Source organism: Kribbella sp. NPDC048915, assembly GCF_040649595.1.
GTDB lineage: Bacteria > Actinomycetota > Actinomycetes > Propionibacteriales > Kribbellaceae > Kribbella.
The window spans coordinates 210,112-228,012 of sequence record NZ_JBEZFT010000001.1 but is presented as its reverse complement, the minus strand read 5'-3'; the positions used below and the strand labels follow the sequence as shown (position 1 = coordinate 228,012).

Here is a 17,901-nt window from a genome sequence, read left to right as displayed (position 1 = left end):
TACACCTCCAACCGAACCAACCCCGAGCCGCCCACTCCACAGCACCGAGCGACCGGCCGGACGGGTGCCCGGCAGTGGTGAGCGGGCGAGCGGCGGGCAAGCGGCGAGCGGGTGAGCGGCAGCGGGTAAGCGGCGAGCGGGTGAGCGGCAGCGGGTAAGCGCGTGAGCGGCAGCGGGCGAGCGCGTGAGCGGCAGCGGGCGAGCGCGTGAGCGGCAGCGGGCGAGCGCGTGAGCGGCAGCGGGCGAGCGCGTGAGCGGCAGCGGGCGAGCGGCAGCGGGCGAGCGGGTGAGCGGATGGGGCGAGGTTGATCAGGGCACGGGGACCGGGGGTTGCGGGCCGACGTAGGTCGCGATCGGACGGATGATCTTCGGGTCGGTGGACTGCTCGAGGATATTGGCGGTCCAGCCGATGATCCGGCTGACGGCGAACGTGGGCGTGAACATCGCCCGCCGAATCCCGCACAGCTCCATCACCACACCGGCATAGAACTCCACGTTCGTGTACAGATTCCGCCCGGGCTTCAGCTCGGCCAGTACGTCGACGATCCGCTGCTCGACGGTCGTCGCGAAGTCCACGAGTTCCCCGCCGATCCCGCGGGCGATGTCCCGCAGCATCAGCGACCGCGGATCCTCCGTCCGGTACACCGCGTGCCCGAACCCCATGATCCGATCCCCAGCAGACACCTTCGCGCGCACCCACTCGTCGATGCGATCCGGCGTACCGATCTCGTCGAGGCTCGCCAGCGCGCGATCAGGTGCGCCGCCGTGCAACGGACCTGAGAACGCCCCGATCGCGCCCGCAACAGCCGCGACCACATCCGCCCCGGTGGACGCGATCACCCGCGCGGTGAACGTTGACGCGTTGAAACCGTGATCAACAGTTGCGACGAGATAGTGCTCGATCGCCGCGGCATGGACGGCGTTGGGCTCGCTGCCGGTCACCATGTACAGCCAGTTCGCGGCCGCGGACAGATCGGCCCGCGGCTCCAGCGGCTGCTGCCCTTCGCGGAGGCGGTACAGCGCCGCGAGGATCGTCGGCGTCACCGCGCAGACCAGCATCGCGTCGGCCTTCCGTCGATCCGCATCGGCGTCCCACAGCGGCGGAAGGCGACGTACCGCCGCGAGCAGGGACAGCGCCGTACGGAGACCTGCCAGCGGGTTGAACGTCGCACCTGCCGCCGCGATCGCCGGCAGCACCGCGCTGACCTCGTCCGGGAGCACGCGCAACGGTGCGAGCCGGGCAACGAAGTCGGCGCGTTCGGCGTCGGTCGGGAGCTGACCCTCGAACAGCAGGTACCACACATCTTCGAGCGTCTTGGACTTGGCGAGATCGATCGCCGAGTACTGGCGGTAGTGATAGAAGCCCTCGTCACCGCGAACATCACCGATCGTCGTCTCGGTGACGACGACGTTGCGCAGGCCGGGCGGAACATTGATCGTTGTTGACATATCTTCAGAGTTGACACGCAATCAACTATTGTCAATATTGATCCAGTCAACATCAACACATTGGGGAGCGTGAATGCCGTCAGAAGGTGACGAGGATTACCTGACCACGGCCGAGGTGGCGCGTCGCCTGCAGGTGAAGCCGGCGACGATCTACGCCTACGTCAGCCGCGGTCTCCTCACCAGCGTCCGAGCGCGCGGCCGCCGCGGCAGCCTGTTCCGCGCCTCCGAGGTCGAACGCCTGGCAGCCCGCTCGGTCGAACACTCCGGCGTCATCGAGCGCATCGAGTCCGAACTCACCCTGATCGACGAGGACGAACTGTATTACCGCGGCCGCAACGTCCGCACCCTCGCCGCCACCGCGGCTGTGGACAACGTCGCCACCCTCCTGTGGACAGGGGCGAACGACGGAGTCTCGACCAAGGTGTTCACACCGCGTCGGGAGGGCGTACTTCTGGCTCGACGCGCCATGGAGGTGATTCCGGAGGGCGCACGCTTGACCGACCGGCTGCGGGTGGCCGTCGCCGTACTCGGTGCCGCGGATCCGTTGCGGTTCGACCTCTCACGGGCCTCCGTGACATCAGCGGCCGGAAGATTGATCGGTACGTTGATCGCCGCGTTGCCAGGCCCGACCGCAATCCGTACAACGATCGGCGGAACCCTCTGGCCGAAACTCTCAGACGGTGAACCGCGTCCCGAGGTGCTCGAAGCAGCACTGATCCTGCTCGCGGATCACGGCCTGGCCGTCTCGACAGTCGCCGCTCGGGTCGCAGCCAGTGCCCGCGCAAACCTGTACGCCGTCATCTCGGCCGGGCTCGGCGCGTTGGACGGGCAGTACCACGGCGCGGCGCCGACGCTCGCGTACGAGTTCCTCGAACGGGCCAAGCAGGATCCGTTGCAGGCACTGTCGGACCAACTACGGTCCGGCGAGCCGATCCCCGGGTTCGGTCACCGCATCTACCAACGCTCCGACCCGCGCGCCCTGGCGCTGTTCGAACTGCTCGGTGATCACCCCATCCTCGACACGGTCAACGCCCTCGCCGAACGTGCGTCGACGTTCCCCAACAGCGACCTCGCGATCGCCGCACTCATGCACGCCCACAACTTCCGCCCCGACGCCGGCGATGCCCTCTTCGCCCTGGCCCGAATGATCGGCTGGACCGCGCACGCCCTCGAGGAGTACGACGCCCCACCTCTCCGATTCCGCGCCCTGGGCACCTACACCGGCCAATCCGCCTGACTCCACAGCCCACCCAGCACACCAGCCCGCCCGGTCGGTGCGCGTCCGACGCGGATCCCCAGGCCATCACACTGCCGCCCCGCGCCCAGCCGCACGCGTGGCAGGCGGCGAAACCTTCGATTGTGATGGCCCGGAGATCCGGAAGGCCTGCAACACCTGACCCGTCGCCGCCACGAGCACCGGCGCCGCGGGGTGGGTTCGGCTGCCGCGGACGAGATTGGCCGGTCCGCCGACACCCGAGCGCCCGTTCCGGGGGCCGTGTCCGCCGACACCCGAGCGCCCGTTCCGGGGGACCGGGTCCGTCGGTATCCCGAGCGCCGGTGCCCGCGAGGCGGGTTCGGCCGACTCCCGGCATCCCGAGCGCGGGTACCGCGGGACAGGTTCGGCCGGGTCCGGCCGAGGGCTGGCAGGCAGTCACCACGCGGCCAGGCCTTGCCGCATCGCCACTGCCTACTGAGCGGTGAGTTTGAGGAGGGTGGCGGCTCCGGGGGCCAGGGAGATGGGGATTTGGCCTACTCGGTGTGGGGTGTAGGTCTGGCGGCCGGGGTGGAAGACGCCGGCTGTGGCTACGGCTTGGGGGTTGAGCGAGACGACTGCTCGGGAGCGGGTGGTGTGGGATCGGTTGGTGATCAGGAGCCAGCGGTCCGTTGAGGTGGTGTCGCGGGGTCGGAAGGTGCCGGCCACGACCGGGTCGCCGGAGATGGCTGGGACCAGGTTGGTGGGGGTGAAGCCGACGGTTCCGTTCGGGAGCGGGGTTTCGTTGGCGTGTTCAACGGTTTCGGAGATGAGTGGTTTGAGTTCACGGCCGACCTGGTGGAGCCAGGTGGTGTTGATCTGCTTCGCGGCGTAGTAGCGCGACGTACGGGTGCCGTCGACGGTGATGAGCGCGGGGCCGAATCCTTCGCCGCGGGCGGCCTCTGGGGTCCAGTAGGTGAAGTACTGGATGCCCTTTGCGCCATACGCGAGGCTGATGTTGACCTGCCAGAGCAGTTCCGCCGCGGTGGGCTCGCGGTGGCTGTTGTAGGCAAGCGTCTGGATGAACACCCACGACGGGATGTCGCCGTGCAGCGCGGCGTCGCGGACGATCGTCCAGTTATGGAAGTAGTTCCCGTCCTCGCGATCTTCGGACAGCAGCGGGTACCGATCGAAGGAGATCAGCGACGGCTTCACGACGTCGACGAAGCTGCGGTAGTACGCGGGGTCATTCGACGGGAACAGGTTGATGTAGGGCAGGAGCTGCGGGGCGAGTTCGCGGGAGATCGCCAGTGTCTTCGCCAGGGTGCCGAACCAGCCGGCGCCGGGTTCGTCGTAGAAGTTGAAGCCGGCGAGAGACGAGTACGGGCCGTACGCGTTGCGGGCACGGGTGTACAGCTCGCGCGCTTCAGCCGGCGTGACGCTGAGGAAGTCGGTTCCGGTGTCGGAGATCGAGAACCAGCGCGACATGTTGCGGATCTGGATGTCGTCCGAGATCAGCATCTGCAGACCGGCGTCGCGGGCGAGGCCGAGCTGGTACGTGAAGATGTTGCCGTCGCCGGCGTAGTTGCCCGAGATGACGAAGTCGAAGCCGGCATTCTTGATCTCCGCGAAGCGTTCGGGGGTGCTCGCGTACGGGTGCGGCGGCCAGAACAGTCCGATCGGGAAGTCCGGTCCGCCGGTCAGCGGCAGTTCGTCGGGCGACGGCACGACCACGTCCGCCGGTACTGCGCCGACGCCCGCCGACGTGGCACCGGCGGCCGACGTAGCGCCGGCGGTGGTGGCGGACGCGATGATAGCGGCCGACATGGTGCCGCCGCCTGACGTGGTTCCGGCGGCTGAGGCGGCGCCGGCGGCTGTGGTGGCGGCTGCGGGACCGGTCGTGGCGGCGGCGATCGCCGCGGCACCGGCGCCTATTAGCAAGGTACGGCGCGACGGGGCAAGGGTCTGGTGCGGACTGTCCATATCTCTCCTCCGAAAGGGCGGTCAACCGGAGCGGTTTTCGTCGTTGGCGGCGGTCCGACACTCAGTGGCCGACCGCGGGCGATGCGGGTGGGTGGTACTGCGACTTTGTGCATCAGATCCGTACTTTCATGGCACCGGCGTACGGATCCGGTGCACAAAGTGGGCGGGCAGAAACGCGGACGGGCGGGCGGGGGTCAGGACGACCAGCGTCGCGCCGTACGAACTGGGCGGTACTGCGACTTTGTGCATCAGATCCGTACTTTCACGGCACCGGAATACGGATCCGGTGCACAAAGTGGGCGGGCAGAAACGCGGACGGGCGCGCGCGGGGGTCAGGACGACCAGCGTCGCGCCGTACAAACGGGGCCGTACAGCGACTTTGTGCATCAGATCCGTACTTTCACGGCACCGGAATACGGATCCGGTGCACAAAGTGGGCGGGCAGGAAGGCGAGCGGGCGCGGGGGTCAGGACGGCGAGCGTCGGGTCGGACGAACTGGGTAGTGGGCGGCGGATGAGTGGCTAGGTCCGTTGGGGTGGCGGTGGAGGGATACGGCTTCGGCGGTGGCGTCGAAGGCTTGGGCTGCGAGGGGGTAGTCGCGTTGGGCTACGCCTAGGTAGAGGGCGTCCAGGACGAGCATTTGGGCGTGGCGGCCGGAGAGGCCGCCGGTGCGGAAGGTGATGTCGCGGGCTGCGGTGAGCAGGACGATGTCGGCGGCACGGGCCAATGGGGAGCGGGGGTAGTTGGTGACGGCAACGGTGGTGGTGCCTTGGCGGCCGGCTCGGGTGAGCGGTTCGAGGACCTCGAGGGTTTCGCCGCTGTGGGAGATCCCGATCGCGACGTCGCCGGTACCGAGGAGTGCGGAGCTGGCGAGCGCGGTGTGTACGTCGCTCCACGAGTTGGCGCCGCGCCCGATCCGGTGCAGCCGCAACCGCAGGTCCTCCGCGACGGCGGCCGATCCTGCGACGGCGTACAGGTCGATGCGTCGGGCGTTCGAGATCGCCTCGACGGCACGTTCCAGCGCGGCGACGTCCAGCGACGCGACGGTGTCCGCGAGCGCGCGGGTGTCCGCGCGGAGCAGGGTGCGCAGTACGTCGTCGAGCGAGTCGTCAGGGCCTACTTCGGAGCCGGTCCCCCGTTCCCAGCTCGGGCTGGTGCGGCCGGTCTCGGCGGCCAGCGCGAGGCGCAGTTCGGCGTACCCGGACAGGCCGAGGGCCAGGCAGAAGCGGGTGACGCTCGGCAGCGATGTGCCGCACCGGGCGGCCAGCTGACCGATCGTCGACGACGCCACGGCCGCTGGATCGCGCAGCACCTCGGAGGCGATCCGCGACTGCGCCGGGCTGAGCGCCGGCAGCAGACCGCGGATGCGTGCCTCGAGGCTCGGTGGTGGCGACTCGACAGCGCTCATGTGAAGAATTCTCAGAGCACGTCAGCACCGATGACAAGAATTCACAGCGTCCGCTTCCGGCCACCCCATTCACACCGCCCACCACCACCCGGCGCGGAGCCCAATCAGAACAGCGCGGTCAGAACAGCGCGGTCAGAACAGCATGATCAGAGCAGCACGGTCAGAGCAGCATGATCAGAACAGGGTCATCAGAACAGCGCAGCCATCAAGCGGCGCCGCGCCTTGATCACCCGCTCGTCGTCGGCACCGACGACGTCGAAGAGCTCGAGCAGGTGCAGCCGAACGGCGTTGCGGTCGTCGCCGGACGTCGCCTGGACGGTCGAGATGAGCCGGGCGAACGCGTCGTCGACGTGACCGCCCATCAGGTCGACGTCGGCGACCAGCATCTGCGCCTCGATGTCGGTCGGGTTCTCGGCAGCGCGCGTCCGGACGTCCGCCGGCACGTCCTGCGTACGCTTCACCAGTTGTACCCGGGCCAGCCCGGACTTCGCCTCGGCGTCGCTCGGGTTCTCCTTGAGGAGTTCCTCGTACGCCGCGATCGCGCCGTCCAGATCGCCCGCGCCGATCGCGTTCTCGGCCTTCTCGTACCGCGGGTTCGGAGCGTCCTCCTCGGCGGCGGGGCCCTCCGGCGCGGCCGGACCGACCGGCTCGGCGCGCCCGGTGATGCCGTTGGCGACCGCGACGGTCAGCAGCTGGTCGATGTACTGCCGCGCCTCGGGCTCACCGACCCCGCCCTGGAACAGCGGCACGACCTGCCCGCGCAGTACGGCGATCACCAGCGGCACCGCCTGGACGCCGACCGCCTGCGCGAGCTGGGGGTTCGCGTCGATGTCGATCCGGGCGAGCAGGAACTTCCCGGCGTACTCCGTCGACAGCGCGGCGAGCACCGGACCGACGGACGCCTGCGACCGCGGCGACCAGAACTCGACCACCACCGGCACCTGCAGGGAGCGCTCGATGACGTCGCCCTGGAACGTCGCCTCGCTCACGTTCAGCACGTACGACCCCGCGGCCGCACCACCGGCCGCAGCGCCACCAGGGCCAGCAGGCCGACCGGGGCCACCAGGAGCACCGCCAGGAACGCCACCGGGAGCACCGCCCGGCGCCCCCGGAGCACCGGCAGGCTTGCGCAGGGACGACAGATCGATCGCCCCGGGACGGGAGAAGTTGGACTGGCTCACCACTGTCCTCGCATTCCGTGCTTACCGTGCAAAAACCGCAAACCGTGCAAAACGTTCAACCGTGCCCAGCGGGCCTCGAATTCCTTCCGGGCACCGCCGGGAGACCGCGTAACGACCGCGGGCAGCACCCGGTCTCACAGGTCCATCCTCTACGACGCCGCCGAATCACGCTGCGCCCGGGTCGCCATCAGCAGCCGGGCGAGCCCGGCCCGGGTGCCCGCGACCGCGATCCGCTCTCCTGGATGCAGTACCCGCAGCGGTGCCGGCTTCCAGTCCCACGAACCGTCCGCGTCCTGCCGGGCGAGGACCCGCAGGCCGCCCTCCTCGTCCAGCTCGCCGAGCCGCAGACCGATCGCGACCGAGTCGGGCTCGATGACCACCTCGGTGAGCAGCAGCACGCGGCGACCGACCGGAACCGTGACCTGTTTGCGGCGGTTCGCGACCGCGGCCGCGACGGCGGGGGCCACCAGCATCGACACCGACCGGCTGTGCCCGAGGCGCAGTTGACGCTCGACCCGCTGGGCGAGGTCGTGGTCGAACAGCCGCATGGTGATGCGCGCGTCCGGGTTCAGCTCGCGGGCGACCATCGCGGACTCCAGGTTGGTGATGTCGCCGTCGGTGATCGCGAGGAACGACTGGCAGCGCTGGACGCCGGCCGACCGCAAGGTCTCTTCGTTGCTGCTGTCCCCGATCACTACCGGGATCCGCAGCCGGTGCGCGACCTGGACGCCGGGCGCGTCCTCGTCGTGGTCGACGCCGACGGCCGCGACACCGCGCTCGGTGAGGATCTCCAGCACGCGCGCCCCGACCGTGCCGAGGCCGCACACCACCACATGATTGTGCGGCCGCCCGCGCACACCGCCGATGATCCGCGACAGCCGCGCGCCGACCAGCGAGTCGACGACGACCGCGGTGAGCAGCGCCATCAGCACGATCCCCGTCAGTTGCACCACGACCGCCGCGACCTTGACCCAAGGAGAAGCCTCGGAGAACGCGTCGTCCTCGATTCCCGCCGAGGTCACCGCCCCGGCCGAGAGGTAGATGGCCCGCCACCATTCGATGCCGCCGAAGAAGTGGATGATTCCGGTACCGGCCGCGACCAGGAACGCCATCACGGCGGCGATCTTGCGGACCCGGCTGTCGAGGATGTCGCGCATCGCCACCAGCCAGCCCGCCGGACGGACGTCGCGGCTGCGCCAGATCGGCCGGACCCCGGTGCCGAGCACGATGTCGTCCTCCGGGTCGGCGCTCGAGTCCGGCAGCAGCTGCGGCGTCTCGGACGACGTGGTGTCCGCGAGGACGGTCAGATGCGGTTCGCGGATCAGGTCGGCGGGTCCGACGACGACGCGCCGGCCGCCGAGTTCCATCCAGGTGAGTTCGTCGTCCTCGAGGGCGTCCGAGACGAACGCGGGCGCCGCGAGCAACGGCCCGTTGATCACCACGCAGTCGCCGAGCAGGCTGGGCAGTTGGTTGCCGAGTCGCGGGTTCACCATCTGGACGACGATCCGCAGGTCGCGATCCATCTCCCGCGCCGTCAATGCGGTATGGACGTTGTGGACGTCGTCGTTGTCCAGCAGGACCAGGGCGCGCGCGGTGGACGGCAGCCCGTCGTGCTCGGCGTCGATCCCGGCGCGGCGGAGCAGGCCCTCGCTGATCACCCGCGCACCCATCACGGTCGCGCCGAGCTCGCCGATCCGGTCGTAGTGGCGGGACGCCGGGTTGACGATCGCGGTCACCCGCTCGCCGGAGCTCACCAGCTCGGTGACCACCCGCAGCATGGTGCGATCCGAGCCGCAGACCACGACCGGGCGTCCGTCGGCCGCGGCTCGCGAGGCTTCCCGCCGGTCCGGCGCCGGCTCGTCAGAAGCGGGCGGGCTCTCGGTACTCTCCCCACTGTTCCCGAAGAACGTGACAGATTTCCCCCATCGTGGCCTCCGCACGCACCGCCTCCAGCATGGGTTCGATGAGGTTGCCGGTCCCGCCGGCCGCCTCCACCAGAGCCGATAGCGTACGCCGTACCCGGTCCTCGTCGCGGTGCGCCTTGCGCTCCGCCAGCACCCGGCACTGCTCGACCTCGACCTCGTGCGAGACCCGGAGGATCTCCAGCTCGCCGGACACGGTGTCGGTCAGCGTGTTCACGCCGACGATCTTCTTCTCACCCTTCTCGAGCTTCTGCTGGTACTCGAACGCGGCGTCGGCGATCTCGGCCATGAACCAGCCGTCCTCGATCCCGCGCAGGATGCCGCCGGTCATCGAGCCGTCCGGGCTCATCTCCTTGATCCGCGCGAAGATCTCCTCGGCCTCCGCCTCGAGCTGATCGGTGAGCGCCTCGACGTACCAGGAACCGCCGAGCGGGTCGGCGACGTTCGTGACGCCGACCTCCTCCATCAGCACCGATTGGGTGCGCAGCGCGATCTCGGCCGACTCCTCCGTCGGCAGTGCGAGCGTCTCGTCGAGGGCGTTCGTGTGCAGCGAGTTCGTCCCGCCGAGTACGGCGGCGAGCGCCTCGACCGCGGTCCGTACGACGTTGTTGTACGGCTGCTGCGCGGTCAGCGAGACCCCCGCGGTCTGGGTGTGGAACCGCAGCCACTGCGCCTTCTCGGTCTTCGCGCCGTACACGTCTCGCAGCCAGCGCGCCCAGATCCGGCGGGCGGCGCGGAACTTGGCGATCTCCTCGAAGAAGTCCAGGTGGCTGTCGAAGAAGAACGACAGACCGGGCGCGAACACGTCGACGTCCAGGCCGCGCGACAGCCCGAGCTCGACGTACCCGAAACCGTCGGCGAGCGTGTAGGCGAGCTCCTGCGCGGCGGTCGAGCCGGCCTCGCGGATGTGGTACCCGGAGACGCTGAGCGGTTTGTACGCCGGGATCGTGCTCGCGCAGTACTCCATCAGGTCGCCGATCAGGCGCAGGTGCGGCTCCGGCGGGAACAGCCACTCCTTCTGCGCGATGTACTCCTTGAAGATGTCGGTCTGCAGCGTCCCGTTCAGCTTCGAGATGTCCGCGCCCTGGCGCTCGGCGGCGACCAGGTACATGCAGAAAGCTGGCACGGCGGGGCCGGAGATCGTCATCGACGTGGTCACGTCCTGCAGCGGGATGTCCTTGAACAGCCGGTCCATGTCGGCCGCCGAGTCGATCGCGACACCGCAGTGCCCGACCTCGCCGAGGGACTTCGGGTCGTCGGAATCGCGGCCCATCAGCGTCGGCATGTCGAACGCCACCGACAGCCCGCCGCCACCGCCGTTCAGGATCATCTTGTACCGCTCGTTGGTCTGCTCGGCGTTGCCGAAGCCCGCGAACTGCCGGATCGTCCAGGTGCGGCCGCGGTAGCCGGTTGCGTAGAGCCCGCGGGTGAACGGGAACTCGCCCGGCCAGCCGATCCGCTCCATTCGCGGGTCGTCGGCGCCCTCGGGCGGCCCGTACACCGGCTGAACCTCGGTTCCGGAGAGCGTGCTGAAGTCCGCCTCCCGCTTACGCGCAGCGTCGTACCGCTCCTGCCACCGGCGCCGTCCGGCCGCGATCTGCTCGGCATCCATCAGTCAGACCTCCCTAGGAACTGGTCCAAAAATACTAGGACGTCCAACTATTTTCCAAGGCGGCGGACCTGCAGGTAGGCACAAGTTCCCCGGCAATCGGTTACCCGCTCCGATCACCGGGGTTCTGCATACCTGGAGGTTCAGGCGAAGTCGCCGGCGTTGTGGCGCAGCGGTTCGAGCACGGACCAGAGCATCTTGAGTTGCTCGTCGGTGAGGCCACCGAGGGCGAAGTCGGCGGCGACCAGGTCGGCGGTGGCGCGTTCGACGAGTTCGCGGCCCTCGGGGGTGATCTCGCACAGGACGGCACGGCCGTCGTCGGGATGCGGCGTCCGGGTCACCAGGCCGGCCGCTTCCAGTCGGCGGACGATCGAGGTCACCGAGGTCGGGTGGACCTGCAGGCGCTCGCCCATCTTGCCGAGCGGCAGCGATCCGCGCCGGGAGAACGTGAGCAGCACCAGCGCCTCGAAGCGGGCGAAGGTGAGTCCGTGCTTGCGGAGGATCTCGTCGAGTTCGTTGAGCACGATCTGCTGTGCGCGCATCAGCGACGTGACGGCCCGCATCTGCTCGACGGCGCCCCACCGACGGCCCCACTGCCGCGACGCCTCGTCGATCGGATCGAACGGCAACGCCCTCTTCCTGGCCATGCCCGGAACCTTAACGCCACACTGTTCTGACCATGTCGCGACACAGAAATCAGGACTTCCCGTCGCTGGGGTCCGAGACGCCCGCCGAGCAGCTGATCTATATCCGTTTCCGCTGGTACGCCGAGCACGCCCGGCGCGCCCGCATCTGGTACCGCACCCTCGGCAGCGTACAGCTGCTCGCCGCCCTCGTGATCGCAATCTCGGTCGCGATCAAGGCACCCGTGTGGCTCGCGCCGGCGCTCGGCGGGGTGATCGCACTCGCCGAGGGGATCCGGACGTTGTTCGGCTTCAAGGACACGTACCCGACGTACACGCGGACCGCGCAGCAACTGCGCAACGAGGCCTGGCTGTACGCACAGCAGGCTTCCAGGTACGCCGACGCCGACGACCCGGTGAAGTTGCTCGCCGAGCGCGTCGTGGAGATCAGCCACAGCGAGACCGAGGACTGGGAAGCCGCGCTCAAGGCCCGCAGCATCTGAAAACTGTCGGCGGGGTCTGGCAGCGTTCGGGCATGGACTTCCTGGAGCACGTACGGGCCGAGAGCGCGCGGCTCGGCGAGGTGGCGCGGACCGGGCTCGACGCGAGCGTGCCGAGTTGCCCCGGCTGGACGGTGGACGACGTGGTGCGGCACGTCGCGCAGGTGTACGTGCACAAGGTCGAGGCGCTGAAGCGCGGCACCCGACCAGACCCCTGGCCGCCGGACTTCTCCGACCTCGTCAGCCTGGAGTGGTACGACGAGGCGCGCACGGCGATCGTCGACGCGCTGGCCGCGGCCGGGACGACGACGCCGACGTGGACGTTCGACCCGCGCGACTCCACCTCGGCGTTCTGGCATCGCCGGATGGCGCACGAGACCGTCGTCCACCGGATCGATGTCGAGCAGGCGCACGACGTCGTCAGCCCGATCGATCCCGCGCTCGCACTCGACGGTATCGACGAGATCCTCTACCCGACACTGGCTGGCCCGTGGTGGGAGGAGGGCGACACCGAGTACCCGATGGACGCGGCGGTCCGCCTGACCGCGGCGGACCGTTCCTGGACCGTGTCGGCCGACGCGACGAGCGTCGACGTACGGCAAGGGGCTGCGGGCACTGCGGCGGCGACGATCAGCGCGGAGCCCGCGCAGCTGTATCTCTGGCTGTGGGGTCGCGTCGGCGAGGACGTGATCGACATCGGCGGCGATCGGGCGGTCGCGCGTGCGTTCCGCGGACGGGTCTCGGAGGCGGCGCAGTGATCCGCTGCGGATGTCCTCCGGAGGGGTTGCCGTTCGTTCCTTTGTCGAGAACGCTCGATCCGAAGGAGGATTCCGATGGCGCAGTACCTCGCACTGACCTACACCGCGGACGTCGACTGGTGGGCGCCCGAGCAGGCCGATGAGCTGGCCGAGTACCGGCGCTTCGGCGTCGAGTACGCCGGACAGATCGGCGCGAGTGCGGTCCTGCATCCGACCGCGACGGCGACAGTCGTCCGGGTCGAGGGGGCGCGCGGCGGGCCGGTCGTCACCACCGACGGTCCGTACGCCGAGACCAAGGAGGCGCTGACCGGGTACTACCTGATCGAGGCCGACAACCTCGACGAGGCCGTGAAGATCGCCGCCGAGATCCCCGCGGCGTGGAACGGCGCGGTCGAAGTCCGCCCGGTGATCGCTGCCAAGTAGCCGGCCGGGACCCACCACAGTGACCAGACCTCCGGCGCCGCATCGCCCGGCCGAACCCACGCACAGCCATCCGGTCGACGCCCACCGGGCGGTAGACGGACGGGTTCGTGACGGGCGGTTCGGGGCGGTGGCGGAGGTGGTTCGGGTTGAGGGCGCCCGGATTCTGGCGACCTTGATCCGGACCGTCGGCGACGTGCAGCTCGCCGAGGACGCCGTCCAGGAGGCCGCGTTGGCGGCGCTCAAGGCCTGGCCGGTGACCGGCGTACCGCCCGAGCCGCGCGCCTGGCTGACGGTGACGGCGCGACGGAAGGCGATCGACATCATGCGTCGCGAAGCGGCCCGCGGTCCGAAGGAACGCGACGGCGCCGCCCTGCTCGACCTGACCCGGCGCGAGCTCGACACCGAAGAGGTCGTCCACGACGACCTGCTCCGGCTGATCTTCACCTGCTGTCATCCGTCACTGTCACAGCCGACCCGCGTGGCGCTCGCCCTCCGCACGCTGTGCGGTCTTTCGCCGCAACAGATCGCCGCCGTTCTGCTCACCACCGAGGTCGCGACGACCAAGCGGCTGGTGCGGGCACGGCAGAAGATCGCGAAGGCCCGCATCCCGTACCGCGTCCCGTCCGAGGCTGAGCTTCCCGAGCGCCTTCCCGCCGTGTGCGCGGTGATCCACAGCCTCTACACCGCGGGACACGCGCCGGCCGGGGGCGACGCGGCGTACGACGTGGACCTGTGCGCCGAAGCGATCCGCCTCGCCGAACTGCTGCACACACTGCTTCCCACGCAACCGACACCGACCGCCGTCCTCGCCCTGCTGTTGCTCACCGAGGCACGACGACCGGCCCGCCTCGACGAGAGCGGCGCGGTGGTGACACTCGACCTCCAGGACCGCACGCGCTGGGACCAAGCGATGATCACCCGCGGCATCGCCCTGCTGAACACATCCCTCGAACAGTCCGGCCGGAAAGCCGACGCGTACCAATTGCAGGCGGCGATCGCAGCCGAGCACGCCCGCGTACCGAGCTACCCGGCCACCGACTGGCAGGAGATCGTCCGCCTGTACGACCTGCTGGTAGAGGTCGCCCCCAGCCCCGCGGCCGAGCTGGCTCGCGTCGTCGCGATCGCCGAGACAGGTCGCGTCGACGCAGCGCTCATCCTCCTCGAGGCCATCCCGCCCAGTTCACGACGGCACGCCGTACGCGGCGAACTGCTCGCCCGCCAGGCACGGTACGACGAAGCAGCCGACGAACTGCAGCGCGCGCTGGACACCGCGCCGCCGAGTCACCCCGAACGCGCGCACCGAGAACGCCGCCGCGACCACTTCAGACGGCTACACGAAGAGCATTAGGGTCCGGCTCAGGGCACTAGTCGTCGTCGGTCCAGTTGCCGCGTTCGCTGTTGAAGATCGACTTGGCGCCGGAGGACTGCGGCGGCGGTGCCGGGCGGGCTTCGCTGGAGGTGGTCGTCGTCACCGGCGCGTAGGAACCGGCAACCTCCTGCGCCGAGTCCATGCCGACCGGGCCGGTGCCGTCGTCGTCGGAGTCCTCGTCGCCGGCCAGCACGTCGACGCTCGCCGAGGCGCGCAGGCCGGTGCGCTGGATGACGCGCTGGATGGTGAGGTCACGGTCGTCGGGGCGGCTGACCCACTTGATCTCGCGGAAGCCCTGGTCCTGCGCCGCGGACTCGAAGACGAAGTGGCCGTAGCCGAGCATCCGCCCGATGATCGGCTTCTGCAGGGTGATGTCGAGAACTCGCGCGATCGGGGTGGTCGCGACGGTCTGCGAGAAGACGCCGCGGATCCGCATGACGCGCATGTTGGTGACCACGAACCGGTCCCGGTGGTGGGTGAGGAACTGCCAAAAGGCATGCGCCAACAGCACCAGCACGACCGCCAGCAGCACCGGCTGCCCACCGATCGTGGTGGTGGCCATCGTCACCAGCAGGGCGGCCGCCAGCGCGACCTCGAGCATCGGCACCGAGTACACCACCCAGTGCTGCCGAACCTCGTCGATGACGATCTCGCCCTCGTCCGAGATCAGATGGCGCCGGACCTTCGGGTCGAAGATCCGGAACAGGCCTATTCCGGCCATCCACTCACTCCCCTGTCACCCTGTTGTGTGACCCCGTACGTCCAAGTGTCCCGCACGACGACGCGGAACGGGACACTCGAGCCGCAGATCAGCTGAACAGCGCGGTCAGGAAGGTGATGACGCTTCCGAACGCGTCACCCACGGCGGAGAACGCGCCCCCGACCGCTCCGGCTGCGTTGGCCGGTTGGGTGAACAGATAGAAGCCGGCAAAGGCGATGAGCGACCAGATCAACAGCTTCTTCGGCATGTCGCCACTCCTTGGTTCCTAACCCACATCGGTCGACTGTGCTTGGATTTGTATCACGGACTGTCACCAATTGTCACTGACTGAACACAGCCCACCGCACAATGCTCACCAGCTACAAGTCCCATTCTGTAACGGATTCGGGGGCACGGCAGCCACCGGCGCGCCGCCCTGAGACAAGGATCCCCGCACAACGGCCGCAACGCGCCGTATTTGCCCGAAATCGGATCGGTTTTCAGCAGCCGGAATGCGAAAGAAACAATGTGACACTGCGTGGTCGACTGTTCCACAGCGAGACAATCATCACAGCGCCGCGATTAGTTCGTCGGCCGCCGAGTACGGGTCGGTGTCCCCGTCCGCGACCTTGGCGGCCAGGACGTCGAGCCGGGCGTCGCCGTGCAGGTGCGCGAAGCGGGCCCGCAGGGAAGTCGTCGCGATCGACTCGATCTCGTCGCGGGCGCGGCTGCGCCGGCGCTCGGTGAGGACGCCGTTCCCGCGCATCCACTCCAGCCGGTCCTCGATCGCCTGCACCACCTCGGCGACGCCCTCGTTCCGCGACGCCACCGTCTTCAGGATCGGCGGCACCCACGCACCCTCGGGCCGCTCGGCCAGCGCCAGCATCGCCCGCAGGTCCCGGGTGACCGACTGGACGCCGTCCCGGTCGGCCTTGTTCACCACGTAGATGTCGCCGACCTCGAGGATTCCGGCCTTGGCCGCCTGGATCCCGTCGCCCATCCCGGGCGCCAGCAGCACCAGCGTGGTGTCGGCCATCCCGGCGATCTCGACCTCGGACTGCCCGACCCCGACGGTCTCGACCAGGACGACGTCGAACCCGGCCGCGTCCAGCACCCGCAACGCCTGCGGCGTCGACCAGGACAGGCCGCCGAGGTGCCCGCGGGACGCCATCGAGCGGATGAACACACCGCGATCGGTCGCATGGTCCTGCATCCGGACCCGGTCGCCGAGCAGCGCACCGCCGGAGAACGGGGACGACGGGTCCACCGCGAGGACGCCGACCCGCTTCCCGGTCTCGCGGTACGCCGTCACCAGGGCCGACGTCGAGGTCGACTTGCCGACGCCGGGCGACCCAGTGATCCCGACGATGTGCGCGTGGCCGGCGTGCGGCGCCAGTGCCGTCATCACCTCCCGCAGCAGCGGGGACTCGTCCTCCACCAGCGAGATGAGTCGGGCGACGGCCCGGGAATCACCGTCCCGGGCCCGCTCGACCAGTTCTCCGACAGGCGCCGTACGTCGTGACATCAGCTCTTCGGTACCCGCACGATCAGGGCGTCACCCTGACCGCCGCCGCCGCACAGCGCCGCGGCACCGACGCCGCCACCGCGACGACCGAGCTCGAGCGCCAGGTGCAGCACCAGTCGCGCGCCGGACATCCCGATCGGGTGGCCGAGCGCGATCGCGCCGCCGTTCACGTTCACCTTGTCCTCGCTGACGCCGAGCTCGCGGGCGGATGCGATGCCGACCGCGGCGAACGCCTCGTTGATCTCGATCAGGTCGAGGTCGGCCGGCGTGACACCTTCCTTCTGGCAGGCCTTGACGATCGCGTTGGCCGGCTGGCTCTGCAGCGTCGAGTCCGGGCCGGCGACCGAGCCGTGCGCGCCGATCTCGGCGATCCAGCTGAGCCCGAGCTCCTCGGCCTTCGCCTTGCTCATCACGACGACCGCGCAGCCGCCGTCGGAGATCTGCGACGCCGAACCGGCGGTGATCGTGCCGTCCTTGCCGAACGCCGGGCGCAGCTTGGCCAGCACCTCGACCGAGGTGTCACCGCGGACACCTTCGTCGCTGTCGACCACGATCGGGTCGCCCTTGCGCTGCGGCACCTCGACCGGGACCACCTCGTCGGCGAAGACACCGTTCTTCCAGGCCTCGGCGGCGCGCTGGTGCGAACGGGCGCTGAACGCGTCCTGCTCCTCGCGGGTCAGCTTCTCGACGGCGTTGTTCTGCTGGTCGGTCAGCGCGCCCATCGCCTGGTCGGTGAACGCGTCCCACAACCCGTCGTAGGCCATCGAGTCGACGAGGGTGGTGTCGCCGTACTTGAAGCCCTCGCGGGACTTGGGCAGCAGGTGCGGCGCGTTGGTCATGGACTCCATCCCGCCGGCCACGACGACGTCGTACTCACCGGCGCGGATCAGCTGATCGGCGAGTGCGATCGCGTTGAGTCCGGACAGACAGACCTTGTTGATCGTGATGGCCGGTACGTCCATGCCGATCCCGCCTTTGACCGCGGCCTGGCGGGCGGTGATCTGACCGCCGCCGGCCTGCAGTACCTGGCCCATGATCACGTACTCGACCTGGTCCGGCGCGATGCCGGCCTTCTCCAGTGCGCCCTTGATCGCGAACCCGCCGAGGTCGGCGCCGGTGAAGCCCTTGAGGCCACCCAGCAACCGCCCGATCGGGGTCCGTGCACCGGCGACGATGACGCTGTGGTTCCGCGTGTCAGACATGTCGTCACGATACCTGCGACAGCACTGGTACGCCGCTGCTCGCAAGCGTCAGACGGG

Annotated in this window: 17 protein-coding genes; 5 read left to right on the top strand and 12 right to left on the bottom strand. The window is 69.3% G+C overall.

Going from position 1 to position 17,901, the window contains the following annotated elements; translation table 11 throughout:
- Positions 1 to 309: 309 nt before the first annotated feature.
- Positions 310 to 1,449, bottom strand: coding sequence for a citrate/2-methylcitrate synthase (locus AB0B82_RS00995; RefSeq protein WP_360161049.1), 1,140 nt, complete (start codon positions 1,447 to 1,449; stop codon positions 310 to 312).
- A 73-nt stretch (positions 1,450 to 1,522) separates the two neighbouring features.
- Between AB0B82_RS00995 and AB0B82_RS00990 the strand changes: the two genes are divergently transcribed.
- Positions 1,523 to 2,686 (top strand): citrate/2-methylcitrate synthase, encoded by a 1,164-nt coding sequence (locus AB0B82_RS00990; protein ID WP_360161047.1) that lies wholly within the window; start codon positions 1,523 to 1,525, stop codon positions 2,684 to 2,686.
- Between the two features lie 450 nt (positions 2,687 to 3,136).
- On the opposite strand, the gene AB0B82_RS00985 is transcribed toward AB0B82_RS00990, so the two are convergent.
- From AB0B82_RS00985 to AB0B82_RS00955, 7 genes are all read right to left on the bottom strand, one after another.
- On the bottom strand, positions 3,137 to 4,624 hold the full coding sequence (locus AB0B82_RS00985) for a hypothetical protein (RefSeq protein WP_360161045.1): 1,488 nt from the start codon (positions 4,622 to 4,624) through the stop codon (positions 3,137 to 3,139).
- 126 nt (positions 4,625 to 4,750) lie between these two features.
- Entirely contained in the window at positions 4,751 to 4,873 is a 123-nt protein-coding gene (locus AB0B82_RS00980; protein ID WP_360161043.1) for a hypothetical protein, read from the bottom strand.
- Between the two features lie 217 nt (positions 4,874 to 5,090).
- Positions 5,091 to 6,032, bottom strand: a complete 942-nt coding sequence (locus tag AB0B82_RS00975; RefSeq protein ID WP_360161041.1) for a MurR/RpiR family transcriptional regulator — start codon at positions 6,030 to 6,032, stop codon at positions 5,091 to 5,093.
- 188 nt (positions 6,033 to 6,220) lie between these two features.
- Entirely contained in the window at positions 6,221 to 7,021 is an 801-nt protein-coding gene (locus tag AB0B82_RS00970) for a tetratricopeptide repeat protein (protein ID WP_360161039.1), read from the bottom strand.
- 341 nt (positions 7,022 to 7,362) lie between these two features.
- Complete coding sequence (locus tag AB0B82_RS00965) at positions 7,363 to 9,153, bottom strand: NAD-binding protein (RefSeq protein ID WP_360161037.1); 1,791 nt, start codon at positions 9,151 to 9,153, stop codon at positions 7,363 to 7,365.
- Positions 9,074 to 10,747 (bottom strand): methylmalonyl-CoA mutase family protein, encoded by a 1,674-nt coding sequence (locus tag AB0B82_RS00960; protein WP_360161035.1) that lies wholly within the window; start codon positions 10,745 to 10,747, stop codon positions 9,074 to 9,076. The genes AB0B82_RS00965 and AB0B82_RS00960 overlap by 80 nt, the downstream gene beginning before the upstream one ends.
- Before the next feature lie 140 nt (positions 10,748 to 10,887).
- A complete protein-coding gene (locus AB0B82_RS00955) occupies positions 10,888 to 11,391 on the bottom strand; it encodes a MarR family transcriptional regulator (RefSeq protein WP_360161033.1) in 504 nt (167 codons plus the stop codon).
- 32 nt (positions 11,392 to 11,423) lie between these two features.
- Here AB0B82_RS00955 and AB0B82_RS00950 point away from each other — a divergent pair, with 32 nt between their 5' ends.
- The 4 genes from AB0B82_RS00950 to AB0B82_RS00935 all read left to right on the top strand — a co-directional run bounded on the left by AB0B82_RS00950 (position 11,424) and on the right by AB0B82_RS00935 (position 14,396).
- Complete coding sequence (locus tag AB0B82_RS00950; protein ID WP_360161031.1) at positions 11,424 to 11,870, top strand: DUF4231 domain-containing protein; 447 nt, start codon at positions 11,424 to 11,426, stop codon at positions 11,868 to 11,870.
- A gap of 32 nt (positions 11,871 to 11,902) precedes the next feature.
- Positions 11,903 to 12,625 (top strand): maleylpyruvate isomerase family mycothiol-dependent enzyme, encoded by a 723-nt coding sequence (locus tag AB0B82_RS00945; RefSeq protein WP_360161029.1) that lies wholly within the window; start codon positions 11,903 to 11,905, stop codon positions 12,623 to 12,625.
- Between the two features lie 75 nt (positions 12,626 to 12,700).
- Entirely contained in the window at positions 12,701 to 13,048 is a 348-nt protein-coding gene (locus tag AB0B82_RS00940; protein ID WP_360161027.1) for a YciI family protein, read from the top strand.
- A 136-nt stretch (positions 13,049 to 13,184) separates the two neighbouring features.
- Complete coding sequence (locus AB0B82_RS00935; protein WP_360161025.1) at positions 13,185 to 14,396, top strand: sigma-70 family RNA polymerase sigma factor; 1,212 nt, start codon at positions 13,185 to 13,187, stop codon at positions 14,394 to 14,396.
- Between the two features lie 16 nt (positions 14,397 to 14,412).
- Here the strand turns inward: AB0B82_RS00935 and AB0B82_RS00930 are convergent, their stop codons facing one another.
- The 4 genes from AB0B82_RS00930 to AB0B82_RS00915 form a co-directional block, all read right to left on the bottom strand.
- Positions 14,413 to 15,138, bottom strand: a complete 726-nt coding sequence (locus tag AB0B82_RS00930; RefSeq protein ID WP_360161023.1) for a PH domain-containing protein — start codon at positions 15,136 to 15,138, stop codon at positions 14,413 to 14,415.
- Positions 15,139 to 15,226: 88 nt separating this feature from the next.
- Entirely contained in the window at positions 15,227 to 15,385 is a 159-nt protein-coding gene (locus tag AB0B82_RS00925; protein WP_165546737.1) for a hypothetical protein, read from the bottom strand.
- Positions 15,386 to 15,685: 300 nt separating this feature from the next.
- The gene (gene meaB / locus AB0B82_RS00920) at positions 15,686 to 16,642 is read right to left on the bottom strand and encodes a methylmalonyl Co-A mutase-associated GTPase MeaB (protein WP_360161020.1); all 957 of its coding nucleotides are present in this window, start codon (positions 16,640 to 16,642) and stop codon (positions 15,686 to 15,688) included.
- On the bottom strand, positions 16,642 to 17,844 hold the full coding sequence (locus AB0B82_RS00915) for an acetyl-CoA C-acetyltransferase (RefSeq protein ID WP_360161018.1): 1,203 nt from the start codon (positions 17,842 to 17,844) through the stop codon (positions 16,642 to 16,644). The genes meaB and AB0B82_RS00915 overlap by 1 nt, the downstream gene beginning before the upstream one ends.
- Between the last annotated feature and the right edge of the window lie 57 nt (positions 17,845 to 17,901).